General features: G+C 63.8%; 14 protein-coding genes. 9 read left to right on the top strand and 5 right to left on the bottom strand.

Features of this window, described 5'->3' with window-relative positions; all coding sequences use genetic code 11:
- The first annotated feature begins 489 nt into the window (after positions 1 to 489).
- The 5 genes from ABWY06_RS07615 (at position 490) to ABWY06_RS07595 (ending at position 11426) form a co-directional block, all read left to right on the top strand.
- Complete coding sequence (locus ABWY06_RS07615; RefSeq protein ID WP_353924962.1) at positions 490 to 1011, top strand: GNAT family N-acetyltransferase; 522 nt, start codon at positions 490 to 492, stop codon at positions 1009 to 1011.
- Between the two features lie 9 nt (positions 1012 to 1020).
- The gene (locus tag ABWY06_RS07610) at positions 1021 to 1332 is read left to right on the top strand and encodes a DUF6916 family protein (protein WP_353924961.1); all 312 of its coding nucleotides are present in this window, start codon (positions 1021 to 1023) and stop codon (positions 1330 to 1332) included.
- 80 nt (positions 1333 to 1412) lie between these two features.
- Entirely contained in the window at positions 1413 to 2030 is a 618-nt protein-coding gene (locus tag ABWY06_RS07605; protein WP_353924960.1) for a phage tail protein, read from the top strand.
- A 239-nt stretch (positions 2031 to 2269) separates the two neighbouring features.
- The gene (locus ABWY06_RS07600; protein ID WP_353924959.1) at positions 2270 to 9868 is read left to right on the top strand and encodes a DUF4347 domain-containing protein; all 7599 of its coding nucleotides are present in this window, start codon (positions 2270 to 2272) and stop codon (positions 9866 to 9868) included.
- Positions 9869 to 9929: 61 nt separating this feature from the next.
- Positions 9930 to 11426 carry a TolC family protein gene (locus ABWY06_RS07595; protein WP_353924958.1) on the top strand — a complete coding sequence of 499 codons (1497 nt, stop codon included), beginning with the start codon at positions 9930 to 9932 and terminating at the stop codon, positions 11424 to 11426.
- Positions 11427 to 11528: 102 nt separating this feature from the next.
- Here the strand turns inward: ABWY06_RS07595 and ABWY06_RS07590 are convergent, their stop codons facing one another.
- From ABWY06_RS07590 to ABWY06_RS07580, 3 genes are all read right to left on the bottom strand, one after another.
- Positions 11529 to 12413, bottom strand: a complete 885-nt coding sequence (locus tag ABWY06_RS07590; RefSeq protein WP_353924957.1) for an alpha/beta fold hydrolase — start codon at positions 12411 to 12413, stop codon at positions 11529 to 11531.
- A 385-nt stretch (positions 12414 to 12798) separates the two neighbouring features.
- Entirely contained in the window at positions 12799 to 13500 is a 702-nt protein-coding gene (locus tag ABWY06_RS07585) for a pseudouridine synthase (RefSeq protein WP_353924956.1), read from the bottom strand.
- Between the two features lie 35 nt (positions 13501 to 13535).
- The gene (locus ABWY06_RS07580; RefSeq protein WP_353924955.1) at positions 13536 to 13751 is read right to left on the bottom strand and encodes a cysteine-rich CWC family protein; all 216 of its coding nucleotides are present in this window, start codon (positions 13749 to 13751) and stop codon (positions 13536 to 13538) included.
- Between the two features lie 301 nt (positions 13752 to 14052).
- Between ABWY06_RS07580 and ABWY06_RS07575 the strand changes: the two genes are divergently transcribed.
- From ABWY06_RS07575 to lapD, 4 genes are all read left to right on the top strand, one after another.
- Positions 14053 to 15198, top strand: a complete 1146-nt coding sequence (locus tag ABWY06_RS07575; RefSeq protein WP_502948169.1) for a glycerophosphodiester phosphodiesterase — start codon at positions 14053 to 14055, stop codon at positions 15196 to 15198.
- A gap of 335 nt (positions 15199 to 15533) precedes the next feature.
- A complete protein-coding gene (locus ABWY06_RS07570; protein ID WP_353924954.1) occupies positions 15534 to 15947 on the top strand; it encodes a hypothetical protein in 414 nt (137 codons plus the stop codon).
- Positions 15948 to 16129: 182 nt separating this feature from the next.
- Positions 16130 to 16816, top strand: a complete 687-nt coding sequence (lapG, locus tag ABWY06_RS07565) for a cysteine protease LapG (RefSeq protein WP_353924953.1) — start codon at positions 16130 to 16132, stop codon at positions 16814 to 16816.
- 8 nt (positions 16817 to 16824) lie between these two features.
- Positions 16825 to 18780, top strand: a complete 1956-nt coding sequence (gene lapD, locus ABWY06_RS07560) for a cyclic di-GMP receptor LapD (RefSeq protein WP_353924952.1) — start codon at positions 16825 to 16827, stop codon at positions 18778 to 18780.
- Between the two features lie 14 nt (positions 18781 to 18794).
- Here the strand turns inward: lapD and ABWY06_RS07555 are convergent, their stop codons facing one another.
- Positions 18795 to 19133, bottom strand: a complete 339-nt coding sequence (locus ABWY06_RS07555) for a tryptophan synthase subunit beta (protein WP_353924951.1) — start codon at positions 19131 to 19133, stop codon at positions 18795 to 18797.
- Positions 19134 to 19210: 77 nt separating this feature from the next.
- The coding region (locus ABWY06_RS07550; protein ID WP_353924950.1) for an Ig-like domain-containing protein at positions 19211 to 24341 on the bottom strand (5131 nt) is incomplete at its 5' end.

The raw sequence follows: 24341 nt of genomic DNA, 5'->3' as shown, positions 1-24341 counted from the left end.
CTTGTCGTCGGTGTTCGGCAAGGACGTGCCGCAATACGACACCTCGTTGAATGCCTTTGGCGGCAAGCAACGCGGCGGGAGCGAGGTGCGGGACGGGTTGCGCGGCATTTTCAGCGCGCCGAGCCTGGGCCAGCAATTGCAGGACCTACCGGCGTCCCGCCCGGAGGGCGATCTGGCCTGGGCACTGGCGCAGCTGGCATGGCAAACCAGGCAGGACGAGACACAGGAAAATTGAGGAGGCCGTTACTGCCGTCAGCCTGAGGCATATTAGCCCGTATCGGCCTGCATCCAAGCACACGGGCTGTCAGCCGGCCGGCAAGGCTGGACTGACCATACGACAAAAACACGGTGCTACGGCTTTCAGCGAGTTTATCGCTGACGGGCCGGACTGACAGACGTGACAAAAGTTCCCGATGCGCTAGGATATTGTCCTACAAGCTGGAGTGGCGGCCTGTTCCGGGTCGGCCTGAATATGCAGGGATGCTTGTTATGCCGAATGCCGCACTGACCTTTCGCCCCATCACGGCCGCCGACCAGGCGTTTCTTCAGTCCTTGTATGCCTCCGCCCGCGCAGCCGAAATGGCCGCGAGTGGCTGGCCCGCCGCGACCATCGCCGCCTTTCTGGCGCAGCAATTCAGCCTGCAGCATCGCTACTACCAAGAACACTTTGCCGATGGCGAGTTCTGGCTGATCGAGCGAGCCGGCCAAGCCATGGGCCGGCTGTACCTGTTCTGGGGTGAAACCACCCTGCAACTGATCGACATTACGCTACTGCCCGAGCACCGCGGTGCGGGGCTGGGTACTGCGCTGCTCGGTGAGCTGCTGGCCCGCGCCGATGCCCAAGGCCTGGCCGTGGGTTTGCATGTGGAAAGGCACAACCCGGCGCTGCGCCTGTACCTGCGGTTGGGTTTTGCGGCAGTGGCGCAAGGCGATATCTACCTGGAGCTGCGCAGGCCTGCTGTAAGCCGTGCGAGGAACCCCTCCAGCGCCGCTACCGCGTGCACACCGTAAGGAGAGCGCATGTTAGTCCTACCCAGCTACGAGTATTTTCTCCAGGCCAGAGGCCGGCTGTTCGCCTTGCTGCTGGGGCCCGAGCAGGCGCTGGAGGTCGAGCTGCACCAGGTGGACCAGGGGGTGGCGATGAACGCCCGCTATGAGTGTTTTTCCCTGCTGTTTCTGCTGCCGACGGGCCATGCCTTGCCGCAGGACCAGTACCGCGTGCGTGGGCAGCCAGGGGAGGAGTGGGACCTGATGCTGACGCCGGTACGCTCCGTAGTCGAGCAGCGCCCCTGCCTGGAGGCGGTGTTCCACCGGGAAAAAGCCTTGGCTTAGGCCTGACCGATTTGCCGTATCGGCAAAGAGTGCGGGCAGGCGTTGGACGCCCGCAACGATAAACCACTAGGAGTAAGACGATGAGCGAACCCTTTCTCGGTGAAATTCGCATGGTGGGTTTCAACTACGCCCCACGGGGCTGGATGTTTTGCGCGGGGCAGCAGATGAGCATTTCCCAGAACAGTGCGCTGTTCGCCTTGCTCGGCACCACCTACGGCGGCAATGGCCAGACCACCTTCGCCTTGCCCGATATGCGTGGTCGCGGTCCCGTGGGCATGGGCCCGGGGCCGGGGTTGACCCCTGTCGTGCAGGGCGAAGTCGCCGGTTCGGAGCACGTCAACATCCTGACCACCCAGATGCCGATACATACGGTGCAGATGCCGGCGCAGGCGGTGGCCATTTCCACCACGGGGGCGGTGGCGATTCCCGCCTCCTCCGTCACGGCCACTGTCGCCTCGCCAGTAGGCGCCGTACCGGCCGCGCCGGCCAACTCCGGTCGCCCGTTCCCGGTTTACAACAGCGCGCAAAATGCCACCGACACCTTGAAGCCCTTCGACGTGACCCTGAACGGCAATGCCAATATACCGGCGGCGACCTCCGCCCCCGTCGGTGGCAGTCAGCCACTGCCCGTTCGCAACCCGTACCTGGGGACGAATTTCATCATTGCCGTGGAAGGGATCTTCCCGTCGCGTAACTAAGGCGCGACGTGGGCACGACCGGGTGAAACCACCTGGTCGCGTCCAGTGATAGGTAATTGCCAGTGTCGTTAAAACGCGCGATAGTGGCGATTCAGAACTTTATTGGACTGATGCGGTCCGGCACTACACGGAGGTATGTCATGAAGTTACTCGACCTTTTCCGCGGTAAAGGAGAAGCCCCGGTCCGAGTCCCTCCTCCGCAAGCGCGCAGCCCATTGGTCCTTTCCCTCGAGCCGCGCATGATGTTCGACGGCGCGGTCGCCGCGACGGTAGCCGAGCAGGTGCCGGTCGAACCCGCTGCTGATACCACTCCTCCGGCCCCTGCAGGCGAGCCGCGTCAGGAGGTGGTATTCGTCGACGGTCAGGTGCAAAACCTTCAGCAACTGCTGGCCGCCTTGCCCGCCACCGCTGACCGTGAAGTGGTGATACTCGACCCGGCGAATGACGGTGTGCAGCAGATGGCCGCCTACCTCCAGGGGCGCAGCGGCATCGATGCCGTGCACCTGCTGTCCCACGGCGCCGAAGGCACGGTCAAGGTCGGTGACGGCTGGCTGCATGCCGAGAACCTCGAGCCCCATGCCCAGGCCCTCGCGGGCATCGGCGCGGCACTGGCGGCTGATGGCGATATCCTGCTGTACGGCTGCAAAACCGGCGAGGGTGAAGCCGGGCAGGCCTTGCTCGAGGGCATCGCCCGCATGACCGGCGCGGACGTCGCGGCGTCCAGCGACAACACCGGTGCCGCGCGCCTGGGCGGCGACTGGCTGCTGGAGCGGCAGGTTGGCCAGGTGGCCGACCACGCCCTGGCGCCGGCCTTCGATGCCCTGCTGGCGGCGGTCACCACCGAGACCTTCAACGGCATCGACCTGACGGCTGACAGTGACGGTGACAGCACCCGCAGTTTCGGTGACAGCCCCCGGGTTATCAATGGCTGGACCATCAGGCTGCTCGATGCTGGCGGCAACAATGCGCCGGGCGACCCCAGCGGTACACCCAGTTACCTCGATGTGACCGGCAACGCCGCGGACTCGAATATCGTGTCGACGGGCGGCGGGCAGGCGTTGAACGTTAACGGCTATTTCGGCGTGGTGGCGGCCGCGCAATTCCGTTCGACCGATGGCGGGCAGTTCTGGTTGCAGTCCTTCAAGCTGGAAAACAACATCATGGCGGCGGCGGTGCGCCTGGTGGGCTACCGCGACGGTGGGATAGTCGCGTCCCAGGATTTCACCGCGCCCAGCGGTGGCGTCATCACCTCCCTGACGACCAATCATGGCGGGGATGCGGATTGGCAGAATATCGATGAGTTTCGCGTGGTGCAGCAGAACGGTGATGCCGATATCGCTTTTATTATCGACGATATCGTTGTCAGTACCGCCGTGCTGCCCAACGCCGCCCCCACGGCCAGCAACCTGACCCAGACCGTCGCTTATAACGAAGACCCGGGTGGCAACGTGGCGCTGGGCGATATTCTGGTCAGCGACGCCGATGTAGGCGATGTCCTCACTGCCCGGCTGACGCTGAGTGCCCCGACGGCGGGTGCGCTGACCACCGGTACCTTTGGCGCGGCCACCTCCACCTATAACGCCGGCACCGGTGTGTGGTCGGTCACCGGCTCACTCACGGACGTGAACGCGGCGCTGGCCGCGGTGGCCTTTACCCCGGCGGCGAACGGTGACCAGGACGTCACCATCGCCACGCGGATCCGCGACGCCGCCAATACCGGCCCGGCGGATGGCACCCTTACCTTGGATGTCACGCCGGTCAACGATGCGCCGACCGCCAGCAACCTGACCCAGACTGTGACCTATAACGAAGACCCGGGCGGCAACGTGGCGCTGGGCGATATCGTGATAACGGAGCCCGACAGTGGCGATACCCTGACCGCCACCCTGACCCTGAGCGACACGGCGGCGGGTGCGCTGACCACCGGTACCTTCGGCGCGGCCACCTCCACCTATAACGCCGGCACTGGCGTCTGGACCGTAACCGGCTCACTCACGGACGTGAACGCGGCGCTGGCGGCCGTGGCCTTCACCCCGACGGCGAACTGGACGCAGGACGTCACCGTCACCACCCGCGTGCGCGACGCGGCCAATACTGGTCCGGCGGATGGCACCCTGACCCTGGATGTCACGCCGGTCAATGATGCGCCCACGGCCAGCAACCTGACCCAGACCGTGACGTACAACGAAGACCCAGGCGGCACCGTGGCCTTGGGCGATATCCTGGTCGGCGATGTCGACAGCGGCGATACCCTGACCGCCACCCTGACCCTGAGCAACGCGGCGTCCGGTGCGCTGACCACCGGCGTCTTTGGCGCGGCCACCTCCACCTATAACGCCGGCACCGGCGTCTGGACCGTCACTGGCTCGCTGACGGACGTCAACGCGGCACTGGCCGCGGTGGCCTTTACCCCGGCGGCGAACGGGGATCAGGACGTGACGGTCACCACGCGGATCCGCGACGCGGCCAACGCCGGCCCGGCGGATGGCGTTATCACCTTGGACGTCACGGCGGTCAACGATGCGCCCACGGCCAGTAATCTGACCCAGACCGTCACCTATAACGAAGACCCGGGTGGCAACGTGGCCCTGGGCGATATCCTGATCAGCGAGGTCGACAGTGGCGATACCCTCACCGCCACGTTGACCCTGAGTGCCCCGGCGGCGGGTGCGCTGACCACTGGCACCTTCGGCGCGGCCACCTCCACCTATAACGCCGGCACCGGCGTCTGGACCGTCACTGGCTCGCTGACGGACGTGAACGCGGCGCTGGCGGCTGTGGCTTTCACCTCGGCGGCGAATGGGGACCAGGACGTCACCCTCGTCACGCGGATTCGCGACGCGGCCAATACGGGCCCGGCGGATGGCGTCATTACCCTGGATGTCACGCCGGCCAGCGATGCTCCCACGGCCAGCAACCTGACCCAGACCATCACCTATAACGAAGATCCGGGCGGCAACGTGGCGCTGGGCGATATCGTGATAACGGAGCCCGACAGTGGCGACACGCTGACCGCCACCCTGACCCTGAGCGACACGGCGGCGGGTGCGCTGACCACCGGCACCTTCGGCGCGGCCACCTCCACCTATAACGCCGGTACCGGCGTCTGGACCGTCACTGGCTCGCTGACGGACGTCAACGCGGCGCTGGCCGCGGTGGCCTTTACCCCAGCGACGAACGGGGCGCAGGACGTCAGCATTACCACCCGGGTGCGCGATGCCGCCAATACCGGTCCGGCGGATGGCACCCTGACCCTGGATGTCACGCCCGTCAATGACGCGCCCACGGCCAGCAACCTGACCCAGACCGTGACCTATACCGAAGACCCGGGTGGTAACGTGGCCTTGGGCGATATCCTGGTCGGCGATGTCGACAGTGGCGATACCCTGACTGCCACCCTGACCCTGAGCGACACGGCGGCGGGTGCGCTGACCACCGGCACCTTCGGTTCGGCCACCTCCAGCTACAACGCCGGTACCGGCGTGTGGACCGTGAACGGCTCGGTCGCGGACGTCAACGCGGCGCTGGCTGCGGTGGCCTTCACCCCGGTGGCGAACTGGGCGCAGGACGTCTCCATTGCCACGCGGATTCGCGATGCCGCCAATACCGGTCCGGCGGATGGCACCCTGACCCTGGATGTCACGGCGGTCAATGACGCGCCGACGGCCAGCAACCTGACCCAGACGGTGACTTACAACGAAGATCCGGGCGGCAACGTGGCCTTGGGCGATATCCTGGCCAGCGATATCGACGGCGGCGACAGCCTGACCGCCACCCTAACCCTGAGTAACCCGGCGGCAGGTGTGCTGACCACTGGCACCTTCGGTTCGGCCACGTCCACCTATAGCGCCGCTACCGGCGTGTGGACCGTGACGGGTGCGCTGGCGGACGTCAATGCGGCGCTGGCCGCGGTGGCCTTTACCCCGGCGGCGAACGGCGACCAGGATGCCACCATTGCCACACGCATCCGCGATGCAGCCAACGCCGGCCCGGCGGATGGCAGCATCACCCTGGACGTTACACCGGCCAATGATGCACCGACCCTCAGCCTGCCGGGTTCGATCGGGGTCAACGAGGACGTCGGCACGTCGTTAACGGGCATCAGCTTCAGTGATGCCGATGCCGGCAGCGCGCCGGTCACCGTCTCCTTCGGCGTCCCCTCCGGTACCTTGGCCGCCATCAGCGGCGGGGGGGTGGCGGTGCTGGGCAGTGGCAGTGGCGCCTTGACCCTGACCGGTACGGTGGCGGACATCAATGCCTTTATCGCGGGCTCGAATCTCAGCTTCACCACCGCCAGCAACGCCACCGCCAATGTCACCTTGAGCGTCGGCATCGACGATGGCGGCAACAGCGGCAGCGGTGGCAACCTCACCGACAGCGGCACCCTGACGTTGGCGGTGACCGCGCTCAACGATGCGCCGGTCAACCAGGTGCCGGCGACCCAGGGTGTTGACCAGGATGCGACGCTGGTCTTCAGCAGCGGCAATGGCAACCTGATTGCCATCGGCGATATCGATGCCGGTAGCGGCACCGTGCGGGTCACGCTCAACGCCAGCAATGGACTGATCACACTGCCCGGCACCACGGGCTTGAGTTTTATCGTCGGCAACGGCAGCAACGATGGCAGCATGACCTTCGACGGCAGCATCGCCGATATCAATACCGCGCTCAACGGCCTGATCTTTACCCCAACGCCCGGTTATAACGGCGCGGCCAGCCTGCAGATCACCACCAGTGACCTGGGGCTGGCGGGCAGCGGTGGCGCCCAGACCGATACCGACCTGATCAATATCGGCGTGGCCTCGTTGAACCCGCTGGTCAGTAGCGTGCAGGTAAGCAACCCGGACGGCGGTTATGGCCTGGGCGATTCGATTCTGGTGACGGTGCGCTTCGACCAGGCGGTGATCGTCAACACCACCGGTGGCACGCCGACCCTGCTGCTGGAAACCGGCGCGGTCGACCGCACGGCTACCTATGTGTCGGGCTCGGGCAGCGATACCCTGACCTTCAGCTACACCGTCCAGGCGGGCGACCTCAGCGCCGACCTGGATTATCAAAGCACCGGCGCGCTGGCGCTCAACGGCGCGACCATCAGCAGCATCACCAGCGACGCCGCGGTCCTCACCTTGCCGGCCCTGGGAGGTGCGGACTCGATTGCCGGCCAGCACCAAATCCAGATCGATGGCGTGGCGGCGACTGTCGTCAGCGTGACGGTGCCGGCCAACGGCACCTATGTGGCTGGGCAGCACCTGGACTTCACGGTCAACCTGTCGGAAGCGGTGGTGGTCGATACCACGGGCGGTACGCCACGTATCGCCGTGACCCTGGACAGCGGCGGCAGCGTTTATGCGGACTATCTGTCCGGTTCGGGCAGTTCGGCCCTGGTGTTCCGCCTGACGGTGAGCAACGGCCAGTTCGATGGCACGGGCATTGCCCTGGGCAGCCAGATCCAGGCCAATGGCGGCACGCTGCAGGACGCGGTGGGCAATACCACCCTGGTCAGTCTCAACGCCGTGGCCAGTACCACCGGCGTGTTGATCGATGCGGCGGCGCCCCTCGTGGCCAGTGTGACCGTTCCGTCCGCCAGTCATTACAACGCCGGCGACCTGTTGAGCTTCACGGTCAATGCCAGCGAGTCGGTGCTGGTGGACAGCACCGGCGGCACACCGCGGTTGGCCCTCGATCTGGGCGGTACCACGGTGTATGCCGACTATGTGTCGGGTTCTGGCAGTACGGCCCTGCTGTTCCAGTACAGCGTGCAAGCGGGCGACAACGACAACGACGGCATCCTGGTTGGCACCTTGGAACTCAACGGCGGCACCGCGCGCGATGCCGCCGGCAACGACCTGAACCTGACCCTCAATGCGGTCGGCGACACCAGCGGTGTGCAGGTCGATACCCTGGCACCCACCCCCAGCAGCCTGTCGCCGGGTGCCAGCAGCCCGGGCGGAATCTTGCACTACAGCCTGGTATTTTCCGAGCCGGTGGCGGGCGTGACCGCGGCGGATTTCAGCCTGGTGTTCACCGGCAGCGCCAGCGCCAGCCTGGGGGCCATCAGCAGTGTGGACGGTCTGACGTATGACATCACGCTGACCGGCTTGAGTGGCGTGGGCAGCGTTCAGTTGAGCCTCAATGCCAGCGGTACCGGTATCCAGGACCTGGCCGGCAACGACCTGGTCGGTGGTGTCAGCGGTGCGGCCTACAGCTTCGACGCCACGGCGCCGCAGGTGCTCAGCGTCGCCGTGCCGGCCAGCGGGACCTACGGGCTCGGTCAGATCCTGGATTTCACCGTGACCTTCAATGAAACCGTGGAGGTCGACACCTCGGGCGGCGTGCCGCGTCTAGCCGTGACCCTGGACACCGGCGGCACGGTGTTCGCCCGGTACGTGTCGGGGGGCGGTAGCAGTGCGCTGGTGTTCCGCATCTTAGTGGCTGGCGGCCAGCGGGACGGCAACGGCATAGTGGTGGGCGGAAGCCTGGAGCTCAATGGCGCCCGCATTGCCGATGTGCAGGGTAACCCGGCAAGCCTGGTGCTCAACGGCCTGGGCAACACCAACGGTGTGCTGATCGATACCTTGGGCGATGCGGCGGTGACGTCGGTGTCGCTGCCCGCAAACGGCGCCTATAACGCGGGCGATGTCTTGAGTTTTACCGTCAACACCAACGAGGCGGTGCTGGTCGACAGCAGCGGCGGCACGCCCCGTCTGGCCCTGGAGCTGGACGGGCGTACGGTGTTTGCCAGCTATGTGGCCGGCTCGGGCAGTTCTGCCCTGGTATTTCGCTACACCGTGCAGCCGGGTGACATGGACCTCAACGGCATTGCCCTGGGCAGTGCGCTGCAGCTCAATGGCGGCGTGCTGCGCGACCTTCAGGGCCAGGACCTGAACCTGGCCCTGGCCCTCAATGGAGTGGCCTCCGGCGCGGGTGTGTTGGTCGATACCCAGGCCCCGTCGGTGACGGGACTGGTGCGGCTCGATGCCTCGCCGGCGCAGGCTGACTCAGTGCGATACACCCTGACGTTCGACGAAGTCGTGGCGGGAGTGAACGCCAGCGATTTCAGCCTGCAAGGCAGCGGCAGCGCCACGGGCGTGGTGCAATCGGTGGTACAGCTCGATGGCCGCACCTACCAGATCACGGTGGGCAGTCTGGCTGGGGCCGGCAGCCTCGGCCTGGTGCTGAATGCCGTGGGCAGCGGTATCAGCGATACCGCGGGGAACAATCTGGTGGCGGGGCTGGCAGGTGAAACCTATGTGCTGAACGGCCAGCCGCCAGTTCCGCCGCCGGCCGTGGATCCGGAGTTCCTGGCTAACGAGGGCCTGCCACCGCCAGCGGACATACCGTTGCCGCCAGCACCGTCGTTTTCCATTGCGCCGGTCAACCCGGTGTCGCCGCTGGTGCCGCCGGGCCTGTTCGACAACCCGGGACTGGGCAGTGGCATCCCGCCGCTGGGCAGCATCTTTATCCATAACGGGGCCCTGGCACCGAGTTTTATCGCCCAGGTGTTCGCCAGCAGCGACAGCGGCGGTGACGGCTCGGGTTCCGGCTTCCTGGGCTTTGGCGGCGGCGATGCGGGCGTGTTCGGCAGCAGCACCTTGTCGTCGGTGTTCGGCAAGGACGTGCCGCAGTACGACACCTCGTTGAACGCCTTTGGCGGCAAGCAACGCGGCGGGGGGGAGGCAAAAGATGGGCTGCGCGGCATTTTCAGCGCGCCGAGCCTGGGCCAGCAATTGCGGGACTTGCCGGTGCCGCGCCCGGTCAGTGAGCTGGCGCGAGCCTTGGCCCAGTTCGCGCCAGCCGCGCCATCGGTCGACAATCCGCCCGACGAAAGCGCGGCCTGATACGTCCACACAAAGGGTTTTAGATAAGAAGAACAGGCCGTAACCAGGGGGCGGCTCACGGATGAATATAAACAAGCAGTTTTTCGGTGTCAGTCTGTTGGCGCTGGCCATCAGCGGTTGCGCGGTGACCAGCGAGCCGATCGAACGCAGTGCCAGCGAGCAGCGGGTCCAAGGTGACCTAGCCTCCATGTTCAAGGACCAGGAGCCGCTGAGCGGCCCGCTGACCTTGCATGACGCCATGGCGCGGGCGATCAAGTACAACCTCGAGGGCCGTCTGAAGGTGATGGAGGAAGCCCTGGCGCAGCGCCAGGTCGACCTTAGCCGTTTCGACATGTTGCCGCGCATGGCGGCCTCGGCTGGTTATGCCGGCCGCAGCAATGTCAGCGCGTCGAGCAGCCGCAGCGTCGAGACCGGCCAGGAATCGTTGGAGCCCTCGACCTCCCAGGACCGCGATCGCGACGTGGCGGACCTGACGATGGTGTGGAACGTGCTGGACTTTGGCGTCAGTTACCTCAGCGCCCAGCAGGCGGGTGACCAGCGCCTGATCGTGCAGGAACGCAAGCGCAAGGTCGTGCACACCATCACCCAGGATGTGCGCTCGGCCTACTGGCGCGCCCTGGCGGCTGAACGCCTGTTGACGCAGATCGACAGCCTGATGGCGCGGGTGGAGCAGGCGCGCCGCGACAGCCAACGCATGAGCGAACAACGTATCGGCGACCCGGTGCAGGCCTTGGGTTATCAGCGGGCGCTGATCGAAGCGACCCGTCAGCTGGAGGAGCAGCGCCGCGCGCTGTCGCTGGCCAAGACCGAGTTGGCGACCCTGATCAATTTGCCGATCGGCAGTGAAGTACGCTTGGCCGGGGCGGACGGGGCTTATCCGTTGCCGGAGCTCAAGGTCGATATGGCGGTCCTGGAGCGCGAGGCGCTGGCCAGTCGGCCGGAGCTGCGTGAGCAGGACTACCAGGCCCGTATCGGCGCGACCGAAACGCGCAAGGCGATGCTGCGCTTGCTGCCGGGCCTGGAATTTTCCGCAGGCGGGCACTACGACAGCAACTCCTTCCTGATCAATCAGAGCTGGGCGGACTACGGGGTCAAGGTAACCTGGAACCTGTTCAACGTGTTGTCGGGTCCGGCGGCGATCGATGTCGCCAAGGCGGGCGAGGAAGTCGCAGTGGCCCGGCGTCAGGCCATGTCGATGGCGGTGTTGGCCCAGTTGTATGTGGCCAATGCCAACTACCACGAGGCCACGCGCCAGTTCCAGACCAGCCAGGAGTTGGCGGGGCTGGACGAGCAGATCGCCGAACAGCTGCGCAACCGCCGCAAGGCCGATGGCATTGGCGAACTCGAGTTGATCCAGGGCGAGTTGAACAACCTGCAGGCCAACTTGCGCCGCGACCTGGCGTATGCCGAATTGCGCAACGCTTACGGTCAGGTGTTTGCCAGCGTCGGCTTGGATCCATTGCCAGAGCAGCTGCCGTCGGACTCACTCGCCAGCCTGTCGGAGGCGCTGGCCAGCAGCGAGGCGCGCTGGCAGGCGGGCGATATCGGCACGCGTTGAACAGGGCTGTGGAGTAGGAACCAGGGAGCCGAGGCTCCCTTTTTCTTGTGGGTTCCCTTAGGGGGCTCCTGAGGGAGCCCCGTTCGGGGTGGTCGATCGGCGTTAGCCAGCCATGGCCTGAGGTTCCAGGGCATGCACGGGCAGGTGACGTTGCCCGCGAGCGGGGGCCTGCAGGAAACCGAGGGTGGCCTGCTGGGTGGCCAGCCAGGCGGCCTTGTGCTCCATGTCGAGGAAGTGCCCGGCGTTGAGGATGGTGCTGTAGTGACATTCGCGGGCATGCCCGACGAACAGGCGCGCATCTTCGGTGCAGGTGTACTCGTCCAGCTCGCCGTTGATGAACAGCAGTGGTGCCTGGATGGCGTCGGCACAGTTGAGGTAGTAGTGGTTGTCCTGGCTCAACACTTCGCTGACATGGCAATGCATCTGGGCATACTCGTGTTCAGCCAGGCTGATCACATGCCGGTAGTTGAAGCGCTTGAACAACGACGGCAGGTGTTTGCCGATGGTGGTGTTGATCAGGCCGCCGATACCCTGGCGGTCGCAGGCCGCGAGGAACTTGACCCCTTGTTCCAAGTAAGCGCGCATTGGTCCGTTGAGATGCGCCGAAAACGAGGTGATCACCGCTTTTTCGATTCGCCGTGGCTGATAGGCCAGTGCCAACAGGACTGCCGCGCCGCCCCAGGAAAACGACAGTACGTGTTCGGCGGCGAAATGCTCGATCAGCTCCAGCAGGATATAGGCCTCGTCCTCCTTGCTGATCGGCCGATCGTGCCGGTTATGCGGCTTGGACTGACCCGCGTAAGGTTGGTCATACAGCACCACGTTGAAATGCGGATACAGGTAGCGCAGCGTCTGCGCGAAGGATGCGGTTGTGGCCAGTGAGCCATTGACCAGGATGATGGTCTTTTTGGCGCCCTCAGCGTGATAAAACTCCGTGTAGATTTGGTATTGCCCCTGAATATTCACCACTGCGGTTTCTGGACTCATGTCAATTCCTCTGACGTGCAGTTTTATTAAGCGCGCAACGGCACATTCCATTGCGCGAACTACAGGACAGGTAAGCAAGTGCCTGGCAATCAGCAGCCCTAGACGATCCGATAAGGCTGGCCGACTGGAATTGTTATTGGCGGGCGATTCTGCGATCAGGGAACTAGAAGCGCTGCGCGGCACCATGGGATTGCCCGAGGGTGCTTGGCGTGGCTTAAATGGCAGTCCCTGCAAGGCACCAAGGGTGCCGTCGATCACAAAAAACTTTCTTAGAGTGTGTTGCTGACTAACTGGTCACATTCCGGACCGTGGGGGTGATTCAAGCAGGATGAGCGGTAAGGTGCAAGCTTTGATTGGCAATTGTTCGGTGGGTTCTGCCAGGCGGTCAGTCAACGAGGACCCGCTCTATCTCCATTGTCTGCAATGCGCGGTAGTGACCCGGCTGAAGGTCGGGGTCCAGGTGCAGCCCGCCGATACTCTCCCGATGCAAACTCAGGACCTTGTTGTTGAAGTGACCGAACATGCGTTTGACCTGGTGGTAGCGCCCTTCGTAAAGCGTCAGGCGGGCATGGTGGCTGTCCAGCACCTGAAGCTGGGCAGGCAGTGTGGTCAGGTTTTCATAGGCGAAGTACAGGCCGCGGGCAAACACCTCGGCGTATTCGCTGCCGATCGGCTGTTCGGTGCGGACCCAATAGACCTTCGGCAGCTTGCTCTGGGGCTGGGTCAGGCGCCGTGACCAGCGACCGTCGTCGGTCAGCAGCAGCAAGCCCGAGGTGTTGAAGTCCAACCGACCGGCCAGGTGCAGGCCCACGCGCTCCTCCGCTGCCAGCAGGTCCAGCACCGTGGGGTGCTCGGGGTCCTGGGTGGCGCTGACGCAGCCGGGCGGTTTGTGCAACATGAAGTAGCGGGCTGGCCGGCCGACTTGGATTACCTGCTCGTCCAGGGTCACGTGAGCGAACTCACGGATTTCGTGCTGGCCGTCGCGGACCACCTGATCGTCGACGCGCACGCGGCCCTCGATCAGCAGCAGGCGACTGGCCTGACGGCTAAGGGTCGGTAGGTTGCTGAGCAGACGGTCTAGGCGCATGGGCGTTTCACGGCAGGCGAGGGCATTTTGGTCAATCAGTCGACGGCTTCGGTGCCGGCCTTTTTATCCTGAATCCCCTGAGCGCAGTCAGGACAGAGGCAACTCTGGTCGCGCTGGTCCGGCGGCACGCGTTGCAGCACCTCGGGGGCGATGCGCGCGGTAAAACACCAGCAGGGGGACGCTGCGACCTGGGGTTGCAGTTGGGCGCAGCGATTGGCGCGGCCACAGAGTGGACAGAGGCTGCTATCCACGTTGAGGCTCCGGGGCCAGGTTGGCCGCGCCAGTGCGGTCGCTGCACACGGCGGAAGGAGTGGGAGGAGGCATGGCGGCGACCTAAGGAACGAGAGCGCCATGCTAGCCTGCTTGCCGGTCCCGGGCCAGTCACTCGTCCGCTCCCGACCTCGGCATAGGTGTGTGCGACAAGTGCCGCCCGGCTGGTTGTTCGGCGTCCGTGGCGAACGCTAGGGTAAAGGGTCTGCCGCTGTATTCGATGTCACCGGCTGCGCACGTGAGCCTTGGGCATGCGGCGCTGGCCCGCCAGGGAGTGAAATCATGACGATCCGTGCTGAACAGAGGGGTGTATGGGCTGGCGTGGTGCTGTTGACGGCCATGCTGGGGGCTACGGCACAGGCCCAGGAGCCGCCAGGTCAATCGCTCAGTCAGCGTGCCGGGGTGCCCTACCAGGCTGTGATCGCCCATCGAGGGGCCTCTTTCCATGCGCCTGAGGAAACGGCGGCGGCGTTCAAGTTGGCGCGGGACCTGGGTGCCGACTACCTGGAGCTGGACTTGCAGCGCAGCAAGGACGGTGTGCTGATCGCCCTGCACGACGACACGCTCAAGCGTACCAGCAATGTGCAGGCGGTCTTCCCCGATCGGGCGGACCGGCCCGCCAGCGATTTTACCTTGGCCGAGCTCAAGCAGCTGGATGCCGGCACTTGGTTCAATACGGCATTTCCCGAGCGCGCTCGCCCGGGTTTTGTCGGCTTGACGATACTGACCCTGGACGAGGTGCTGGACATCGCCGAGGGGGGCGACAACAAGCCCGGGTTGTACATCGAAACCAAGGTGCCGGGGCAATTTCCGGGGATCGAGTTGCAGCTCCAGCAGGCCTTGAACAAGCGCGGTTGGCTGGGAGATGACAGGGCCGCGCCGGTCGGCTTCGATGCCGGGCAACAGGTCGCGGTGGGCTACGGCGAGGGGCGGGTGATCCTGCAGACCTTCGAGAAAAGCAGCCTGAGCCTGCTGCACAAATACATGCCCGAGGTGCCGAAGATTTTCCTGTTGTGGCTGGGCGACGGCTATATCGCGAAAAAGACCGAACAGTCCTACGCCGAATCGGGTGCCAAGGATTACGCCAGTTACTACGCCCAGCAGCAAGTGCAGTCCGAGGCGGAATTGGCTGCCTGGCTGGATTTTGCCGTGGCCAATGGCGCGGTCGGTACCGGCCCCTCGGCGCAACTGGATCAGGGCGGCGCGGAGAGTTACCCGGACCTGCTCAAGCCCTGGATGAATCAGATGACCCATGACAGGAAGCTGCTAATCCATGCCTATACCGTGGACGACCCCGCGGATTTGGCTCGGCTCAGCGCCCTGGGTGTGGACGGCTTTTTCAGCAACCGTCCGGACCTGTTGCTGGCTTTCTATGGCCGCAAACCTCGGGGCAGCGTCGAGGCCCTGCTCGATCAAGCCGGTTTCTAGCGGCGGCGCCCCTGCTGCCCAGGTGGGTGCCGCCGGGGCGTTAACTCAATTGGCCGGTGGGCCTGCTTGCCCCGCGAATACCTGTGTACAGGGTAATCGGCAGGGTTCGCGCGCAGGCCTTTGGGCCTGTCAACGCCATGCCTTGGAGTCGTCAGCTGTTGTTCGAAGCAGGCAGTCCAAGTTCTCCTGGATTTATTTGGTCATACATATTGCCCGCCCAGGCAGGGCACCAGGTCCCCTGCTGAACTGTCCAACCCGATGAGACCCAGGGTATTCTTGGAGACTCGTCGATCAGCATTCGCTGACCGGCACGTTCGCGGTCCCAGGAGGCCGCTATGACCATCAGAACTTTGTGTTTTGCTGTATTGGGTTTGGGCTTGTCTGGTCTGGCTGCTGCGGGCGACAGTGGCGGGCGTGCTTACTACGAATATCGGGGCGACCAGGATCGGCGTGGCAACGACTATCGTCGAGGCAGTGATCCCGTGGTGATCGTTTATCAAGGGCGCCATGGTCGCGAAAACGAACGTCGTGACTATGACCGTTACGATCGAGGTAATCGCCACCAGGGACATCGCGATAATCGTGCCAACAGCTGGCGCGACGGTTACCGTGATGGGTACCGCAACGGTCGTGGTAATGACTACCGCCAGGGTAATACTTACTACGTGGTTCCCCAGCAACAATACTATTACCGTCCTGAGCCGATTCGGCGTGAGCCCAGCATCGGCTTGCATTTCAACTTCCGCTAAACCCTCAAGCCACGGACGGCTTTTTCATCCTTGGCCCCAGACTTCGTGTGTCGTTCTCGGATCCCCTGGTTTAATGGCAGTCCGCCCCGGCTCACCCCTTCATTGATCTCAAAACGCCATTGTTTTTTCAATGCTTAAGTCCCACCATCGCTTCCTTTTAGCGTTGCAGGGACCTGAGTCCGGTGAGGCCATGTTCCACCAACACTCGATCTTCTTCTCGACCGTGGCGTTCAGTCGCCGCGGTGCTTGCGTGGGTGCTGGTAGGCGGTTTGCATGCCGAGTGGAATATCGCCGATATCAGCCGTCGCGCGGAGGCTTTGTATGGCCCGTTGGGCGCAGGCCGCGAGCGCATTGAAGCCTGGCAAGCGGTGCTGGATAAGCAGGCCGGTCGTAGCGTGCAGGAGCAGCTGCGCGCGGTGAACAGCTTTTTCAACCAGCAGCTGCAGTTTCGCGATGACCTTTCGCTGTGGCAGGCCGCTGATTACTGGGCCACCCCCGTGGAGTCGTTACGCCGCGGCGCGGGCGACTGCGAAGACTTCGCCATCGCCAAATACTTCAGCTTGCGCCGCCTGGGCGTGCCCAGCGACAAACTGCGTATTACCTACGTCAAAGCCCTGCGCTTGAACCAGCCGCATATGGTGCTGACCTACTACGCCTCGCCCGAGGCGATTCCTCTGGTGCTGGATAACCTGTTCGCCGACATCCGACCGGCCAATCAGCGAACCGACCTGCTGCCGGTGTATGCATTCAATGGTGAGGGGCTCTGGTCCGGGAGCAAAAGGGTCGGCGACAGCAAACGGTTGTCCCGTTGGCAGGATCTGATGTCGAAAATGCGTGCCGAGGGATTCCCTGCGGACTGGGCTCAATAGGAGAGGTTATGTCGCTGTTCAAGCAACTGTTGCTGGCGATCTGTCTGTTTCTGATCGTCGCGTTTACCGGCAGTTTTCTGGTGGGACTGGAAAGCTCACGCACGCAGTACGTCAATCAGTTGCGCTCGCACGCCCAGGATACCGCGACCGCATTGGGTCTGGCCTTGACCCCCCATGTGGATGACCCGGCGATGATGGAGCTGATGGTCAGTTCGATCTTCGACAGCGGTTATTTCTCCAGCATCCGGGTGGTCGATCCATTGTCCGGCCAGGTCAGGGTCGAGCGCAGCGGCATACCCGCGGCCAGTGCCGCGCCGGGCTGGTTCGTCGAGCTGATCGCGCTGGAGTCGGCCGGGGGCGATGCCATTGTCAGTCGTGGCTGGGAGCAGGCGGCTCGCGTCGAAGTGGTCAGTCATCCGCTGTTTGCCGTCGGCAAACTCTGGCAAAGCGCGTTGGGGAGTCTGGTCTGGCTGTTGGCGTGCGGCCTGCTGAGTGGAGTGCTGGGAGCAGTTTTGCTGCGCAAGCAACTCAAGCCCCTGGACTATATGGTCGCGCAATCCCAGGCCATCGCCCGTCGGGAATTTCTCCGCCTGCCCGAGTTGCCGCGGACACCGGAGTTGCGCCGCGTGGTGCAGGCGATGAATCAGATGGTCGATAAACTCAAGGCGCTGTTCGAGGAACAGGCACAGCGCAGCGAACAACTGCGGGCCGAGGCCTACCAGGACAGCCTCACAGGGTTGGCCAACCGGCGCTATTTCGATATGCAATTGCAGGCGATCTTGAGTGCGGAGGAGCATGCCGACTCAGGGTCCCTGCTGTTACTGCGGGTCAAGGACCTGAATGGTCTGAACCAACGCCTGGGCGGGCAGCGCACCGATCAGTTGCTCAAGGCCGTTGGCGACCAATTGGTACGCGCTGCGGCGACGTTCCCGCACGTCAATAGCCTGATTGCGCGCAGCCGTGGTGGTGAGTTCGCGTTGTTGGCACCTGGGTTGTTGCGTGAGGAGGCGCAGCATTTGGCGCAGCTGCTGGACAGCGGCCTGGCCAGCCTGTCTGCCACCGGCGCGACCGATTGCCAGCCAGCCGCGCATATCGGGCTGGCGCCATTCGAGAGCGGCGATACACCGCAGCAGCTGCTCCACCTGGGTGACCAGGCGTTGACTCAGGCCGAGGCGGGCTCAGACGCCTGGGCTTGCCTGGAGCGTGGTCAGACGGTGCCAGTCGGGGATGAACGCCACTTGTGGCATACCCGGTTGGATCGGGCGTTGCAGCAGGACGGTATCCGGCTGTTTTTCCAGCCGGTGATCGACAGTCTGCGGCCCGAGCGAGTGCTGCATTACAAGGTGCTGGCGCGGCTACGGGACGAGCAGGGACGCACCCTGGCGGCCGGTCGTTTTCTGCCATGGCTTGAGCGATTTGGTTGGTCCGCACGTCTGGATCTGGTCATGCTGGAGCAGGTAATCGCGCAGCTGGCCGCTCACCAGGGAGTGCTGGCATTGAATCTATCCGGTGCCCTGCTGCAGGACGACGTTGCTCTGGAGCGGGTGTATGCCCGCCTGCGTCTGGTCCCGCATCTGGGATCAAGGCTGATCTTCGAACTGGACGAAGCGCAGCTGCCTAGCGCGGCACAGCTCGAGCAACTGGCACGGCGTCTGCGCGAGCTGGGGTTTGCTCTGAGCTTGCAGCACTTTGGCGGGCGTTTCAGCATGATTGGCAACCTGGCGCGCCTGGGCCTGGGTTACCTGAAGATCGATGGCGGCTATATTCGCGATATTGATCGGGAACAGGACAAGCGCCTGTTTATCGAGGCCGTGCAGCGTGCGGCCCACAGCATCGACCTGCCGCTGATTGCCGAGCGGGTCGAAAGCCAGGGTGAGTTTTTGATACTGCGCGAAATGGGCATCCAGGGCATCCAGGGTCGCTTGTTCGGCGAACCGGGCGAATGGGCGAGCATGCCGGGGTAGGGGGGGCGAACGGATCAGAATACGCCCGCTTCCTCGTCATCGATCAGCTGGTTCAGGCCACCCAGCACTTCCCGTGCCTGGCTGCGGTTGATCAGCTTCGATTGCGCCGCGACAGGCAGGTCGGTCACGCGAATCACGCCCTTGGTCATCAGCAGATGGATCAAGTCGTCCAGTACCCGGATCATGTCCAGGTCGCTCTGCTTCAGTTGCAGCCGACTGGACTCGAGCCGGAGTGCGGCGTACCACTCCTGGGCATCCTTGGCGTCCGAAGGTTCCGTCTCGGTCATGCCAGCGAAGGCGTTGGTCTCAACCCGCAGCAATACGCCCTGGGCATCGCGTTGTACGTAGAACATCGGCTTCTCCAGTTCATCTGTCGGTGTGCCACGGCGCGCCCAGCTACCGCCGCTGCGGTAGTCGGGCAGGCTAACCGTCAGTGATCGACCTTGACCACCGGGTCGGCCCCGGCGATCAAGGAATTGACGATCTGCGAGGAGTTCGCCCCGTAGGCGGACAGGTCCACCGGGTTGCCACCGCTCTCCAGTTTGATGGTCAGGTCGGCCGTGCCGTTGCCACCGGAGAAGCCACCTGAACTGCTCACCTCCAGGGTCGAGGTGGCGGTGTTGACCCGCAGGAAGTTCAGGATATTACCGTCGTTCTCGCCTTGCAGCAGGTCGCGCAAATCGATGCGATCCTGGCTCAGGTTGAAATCCTTGATGACGTCCTGCCCGCTCTGGGCGTGTCCGGCTTGCCAGATAAAGCTGTCATGGCCGGCACCGCCGGTCAATTGGTCGTTGCCCAGGCCGCCGATCAGGCGGTCATCGCCATCATCCCCGAACAGCAGGTCCACGCCGGCGCCGCCATCGAGTTGATCATGGCCGCTGCCGCCAGTGAGCTGGTCATTACCCAGATTGCCGAGCAGACGGTCATCGCCCTCGTTGCCGAACAGCACGTCATTGTCACTGCCGCCGTCGAGCAGGTCGTTGCCGACCCCGCCATTGAGGGTGTCGGTACCTTCATCGCCGTACAGGCTGTCGTTGCCGCCCTCACCGTTGAGCACGTCATTGCCGGTGCCACCGTACAGCTGGTCATTGCCGCCACCGCCGCTGATCGTGTCCCTGCCGTCCAGGCCATGGATCTCGTCAGCCCCCGCCGTGCCGGTCAGTGTCTGGTGGTTGGATCCGGTGGTGGGGCCGGTGCTGATAGCCGCTACGTCGACATTGCGTGGCAGGATTTGCAGGTCCAGTTGCTGGCTGACGCTGTCACTGGTCTGGCCATTGGCTTCGGTGGCGTGAGCGGCCACGGTCAGGCTCAATGGGCCGCTGTAGCTCGCCGCCACTTGCAGTTTGGCGCTGGCCAGGTCCGCCGCATCGAGCGTGACCGTGCCGTTGGCCACGCTGTAGCCGGATGGATGGCTCGCGGTAACGATGTTGGCGCCACTGGGCAAGTTGCCGAAGGTCAGTGTCAGTTTCTCCGAGCCGTCGCTATCGCCCAGTGCCGCCAACACATAGGCCGCCAGGGCGATCTGGGTCTGGGTGCCGCCGGCTGCGTTACCGGCGATCGCGCCCTGGTATTGTGTAAGCCGAATGTCGTCGATCAGGGCACCGCGGCCACTGGCGTCGATGCTCGTGGCATTGGTAACGATACGGATATTTTGCGTCGCGCCGGTGCCGGTGAAACTGAAATGCAGGTTTTGCCAGCTCAGTCCGCTGTCCGGGCTGGTCGAGGCATAAGTCGCCACCTGTACACCGTCGACCAGTACCGCGATGGAGGTGAAGCCGCTGGTAAAGCCCGGGCGACCGGCGTAGTCCAGCGACAGGTCATAGACCTTGCCGGCTTCGGTGGTCAGGCTGCGCTCGATACCCAGCGTCTGGGCCAGGCTGTTGGTCGCATTGTTCAGTTCCAGGGCATTGTTGCCATTGCCGGGAGCCATGTTGACTGTTACGAAATTCCCTGCGGAATTGGCCTGGGTGTCGGCGTTGGCCCAGACTTCAAAGCTATTGGTGCCGCCTGGGGCACTGTCCGGACTGGTGATCAGGGTCCAGCCCTCAAAGCTGCTGCCCGAGACACTCTGCGAGGAAGTGTCAGAGTTCGTCGCCGTTTCCCAACTGGTGGTAAAGACCGAACGGGTGCCGTTGCTCACGCTCAGGCTGGGTATGTCCACCCGCGGCGCGATATCGAGGGTCAGGGTGGCGCTGCCGCTGTTCAAGCTGCCGTCGGACACCTGATAGCCGAGTTGGGCGTAGTCAACCCGCTGATCGCCGACGCCCGCCGCGGTGAACGCGTCGCCGCCCGACTCGCCGGCATCTGGCAGGAAGCGCAGCTTGCCGCCATCGATATCCGCCTTGCCGATCAGTTGATTGACGCTGACGTCGACCCAGGCACTGCCGTTGTTGAACTGCACTCGGCCATCGGCCGGAAGCGTGGTGATGCGGATCGACAGCGCGCTGGCGATGGTGTCGACATCGCTGGCATTGAACTGGGACCAGTTCAGCAGCAGCGGGGTGTCTTCGTTGCCGCTGGCCGCGCCGTTGGCCGCTGCCGGTGCATCGTTTTGCGGGTTTACGGTCAGGTTAACGGTGGCGGTGCTGATATCGCCATTGGTGTCGGTCAGGCGGTAGGTAAAGCTGTCGACGCCGTTGTAGTTGGCGTTCGGGGTGTAGGTAAAGGTGCCATTGGCGTTAACCACGACCGTGCCGTTGGACGCTTGCGTGCCCAGGCTCCAGACATTGCCGCCATCGCCAGAAGGTGTGTCGTTACCGGCCAGGTTGCCGTTAAGCACCTGGTCTTCAGTCGCTTGCACGGTATCTGCCACGGCCACGGGCTGGTCGTTTACCGCGGCGACATTGACGGTGACGGTGGCGGTGCTGATATCGCCGTTGGCGTCGGTCAGGCGGTAGGTAAAGCTGTCGGCGCCGTTGTAGTTGGCGTTGGGCGTATAGGTGAAGGTGCCGTTGACATTGACCACCACGGTGCCGTTGGACGCTTGCGTGCCCAGGGACCAGATATTGCCGCCATCGGCGGACGGGGTGTCGTTGGTTGCCAGGGTGCCGTTAAGCACCCGATCCTCGGTGGCTTGCACGGTATCGGCCACGGCCACCGGCAAATCGTTGACCGCCGCCACATTGACGGTGACCGTCGCGGTGCTGATATCGCCGTTGGCGTCGGTCAGGCGGTAGGTAAAGCTGTCGGCACCGTTGTAGTTGGCGTTGGGCGTATAGGTGAAGGTGCCGTTGGCATTGACCACCACGGTGCCGTTGGACGCTTGGGTGCTCAGGGACCAGACATTGCCGCCATCGGCGGACGGGGTGTCGTTGGTTGCCAGGGTGCCGTTAAGCACCTGGTCCTCGGTGGCTTGCACGGTATCGGCCACGGCCACCGGCAGGTCATTGACCGGCGTCACGTTGACATTGACGGTGGCGGTGCTGCTGCCGCCCTGACCGTCTATCACGGTATAGGTAAAGCTCGCCGGGCCGTTGTAGTTGGCGTCGGGGGTAAACACCACGTTGCCGTTGAGCAGCACTACGCTGCCGTGGCTGGCCCCCTGCACGGAGCTGATGGTCAGCGGGTTGCCATCGGGGTCGCTGTCGTTGGCCAGCAGCGTGGCCGCTGGCAGGGACAGCGGGCTGTCTTCAGCGGTGGTAACGCTGTCGTTGGTGGTGACTGGGTTGTTGTTGGTTTGAACGGGCGGGACAATGACCGGGTGGACCACCACAGTCAGCGGCAGGCTGGTATCGGCTGAAAGACTGTTGGCCGACTCAGTGGAGGTTGCCGTGATCTGCAGGGCGAACTGACCGGTGAAGTCCAGCGGCGGGGTAATGGTCAGTTTACCGAGGTCCCAGTCGGTGACATCGGCGCGGTTTTGCGTAGCCGATGCCGTGAACTGGTGGACGCCGTCACTGAGTTTCGCACCGACCGGAATATTGCCAATGCTAACCGCCAGACTCTCCGACCCATCGATGTCGGTCAGTGCCGAATCGATCGCCGAAAGTGGGATGGCGGTGTCCTCGTCGCCCTCGTTCTGGACATATTCGTTGTAATAGCCTCTGCCATTGCTGCCATGCAGGGCCGACAGGCGGACGCCGTCAGCGCTGAGGTCACTGAGGCTGCGGTAAATCTCGCTGGCTACTGTGCTGAGGTTCTGCGCAGCAGCGCCATTGACGCTGAGGTTTACGTCGTAATTGCCTGGTCCCGCTTGGTTATGGTGATAGATCTCCAGGGTGTAGTAGCCACTGGTGGTCGGCGAAAAGGTGCCGTTGAAGGTACCGCTGCTGCCACCCCAAGTACCTTGGCCTACGACCGTGCCACCGACGACGACCCGAATACTGTCATCACCGCCACCGCTGAAGGTGTAGGTTTGTCCGGCTTCCAGATGAATCAGGCCAGAGAGTTTGCTGGCCGTGCCGGCGTTTACATTGGTGTTGCTGGCGTCGCTGGTCTGTCCAGTGGTCGCCGGCGCCCCTGCCTGATCGATGGTCGATTGCAGGGTGGCGGGGTCGGCTCCGTTGCCACCGGTTCCCAGTGGCAGGTTATTCCAGGTTTGCAGCACCAGGCCCGTGGGGGTCGGTGTCGCAAGAGGATTGTCCAAATCCAGGGTCGGGGCGTCTGCCACTGGCGTGACCGCGATATTCAGGCTCGACTGCTGCGTGGTGGTGCCGTCGCTGACGGTAAAGGTCACGGTAGGGAGGCTGCCGCTCCAATTGGCGGTTGGCTCAAAACTGTATTGTCCATCATTGCCGACGTTCAGCGTGCCCACACCTGCAATAACTACAGGTGTTCCCGCCGTATGGGTATTTCCGCCGATGGTGAAGTTCACCACGCTCAGAGTATCGCTACCATCCACGTCCGTTGCGCTGCTAAGCAGATTGCCACTCGCCAGCTCGTCCTCATTAACCGTGATCTGGCTTGGCTGCAGGGCCGGTGCATCATTGACCGGAGCCACATTGACCGTCACGGTCGCGGTGCTGACGTCGCCATTGGCGTCGGTGAGGCTATAGGTAAAGCTGTCCGCACCGTTGTAGTTGGCGTTGGGGGTGTAGGTGAAAGTGCCGTCGGCATTCACCACGACGATGCCGTTGGACGCCTGGGTGCCCAGTGCCCACACATTGCCGCCATCGGCCGAAGGCGTGTCGTTGCCGGCCAGATTACCGTTAAGCACCTGGTCCTCGGTGGCTTGCACCGTATCGGCAACCGCCACCGGCAGGTCATTAACCGGTGTCACATTGACGGTGACCGTTGCGGTGCTGACGTCGCCATTGGCGTCGGTAAGGCTATAGGTAAAGCTGTCCGCACCGTTGTAGTTGGCGTTGGGGGTGTAGGTGAAGGTGCCGTCGGCGTTGACGGTGACGACGCCGTTGGACGCCTGGGTGCCCAGGGCCCACACATTGCCGCCATCGGCGGACGGGGTGTCGTTGGTTGCCAGGGAGCCATTTAGCACCTGGTCCTCGGTGGCTTGCACCGTATCGGCAACCGCCACCGGCAGGTCATTAACCGGTGTCACATTGACGGTGACCGTTGCGGTGCTGACGTCGCCATTGGCGTCGGTAAGGCTATAGGTAAAGCTG

Source organism: Pseudomonas sp., from assembly GCF_040514055.1.
In the GTDB taxonomy this organism is placed as follows: domain Bacteria; phylum Pseudomonadota; class Gammaproteobacteria; order Pseudomonadales; family Pseudomonadaceae; genus Aquipseudomonas.
Note: the sequence above shows the minus strand (reverse complement) of the source record. Positions and strands in the feature narration are given on the sequence as shown.

Coding starts and splice junctions, on each gene's coding strand:
- ABWY06_RS07615 (WP_353924962.1), top strand. CDS start 490: ATGCCGAATGCCGCACTGACCTTTCGCCCCATCACGGCCGCCGACCAG.
- ABWY06_RS07610 (WP_353924961.1), top strand. CDS start 1,021: ATGTTAGTCCTACCCAGCTACGAGTATTTTCTCCAGGCCAGAGGCCGG.
- ABWY06_RS07605 (WP_353924960.1), top strand. CDS start 1,413: ATGAGCGAACCCTTTCTCGGTGAAATTCGCATGGTGGGTTTCAACTAC.
- ABWY06_RS07600 (WP_353924959.1), top strand. CDS start 2,270: ATGATGTTCGACGGCGCGGTCGCCGCGACGGTAGCCGAGCAGGTGCCG.
- ABWY06_RS07595 (WP_353924958.1), top strand. CDS start 9,930: ATGAATATAAACAAGCAGTTTTTCGGTGTCAGTCTGTTGGCGCTGGCC.
- ABWY06_RS07590 (WP_353924957.1), bottom strand. CDS start 12,413: ATGAGTCCAGAAACCGCAGTGGTGAATATTCAGGGGCAATACCAAATC.
- ABWY06_RS07585 (WP_353924956.1), bottom strand. CDS start 13,500: ATGCGCCTAGACCGTCTGCTCAGCAACCTACCGACCCTTAGCCGTCAG.
- ABWY06_RS07575 (WP_502948169.1), top strand. CDS start 14,053: ATGACGATCCGTGCTGAACAGAGGGGTGTATGGGCTGGCGTGGTGCTG.
- ABWY06_RS07570 (WP_353924954.1), top strand. CDS start 15,534: ATGACCATCAGAACTTTGTGTTTTGCTGTATTGGGTTTGGGCTTGTCT.
- lapD (WP_353924952.1), top strand. CDS start 16,825: ATGTCGCTGTTCAAGCAACTGTTGCTGGCGATCTGTCTGTTTCTGATC.
- ABWY06_RS07555 (WP_353924951.1), bottom strand. CDS start 19,133: ATGTTCTACGTACAACGCGATGCCCAGGGCGTATTGCTGCGGGTTGAG.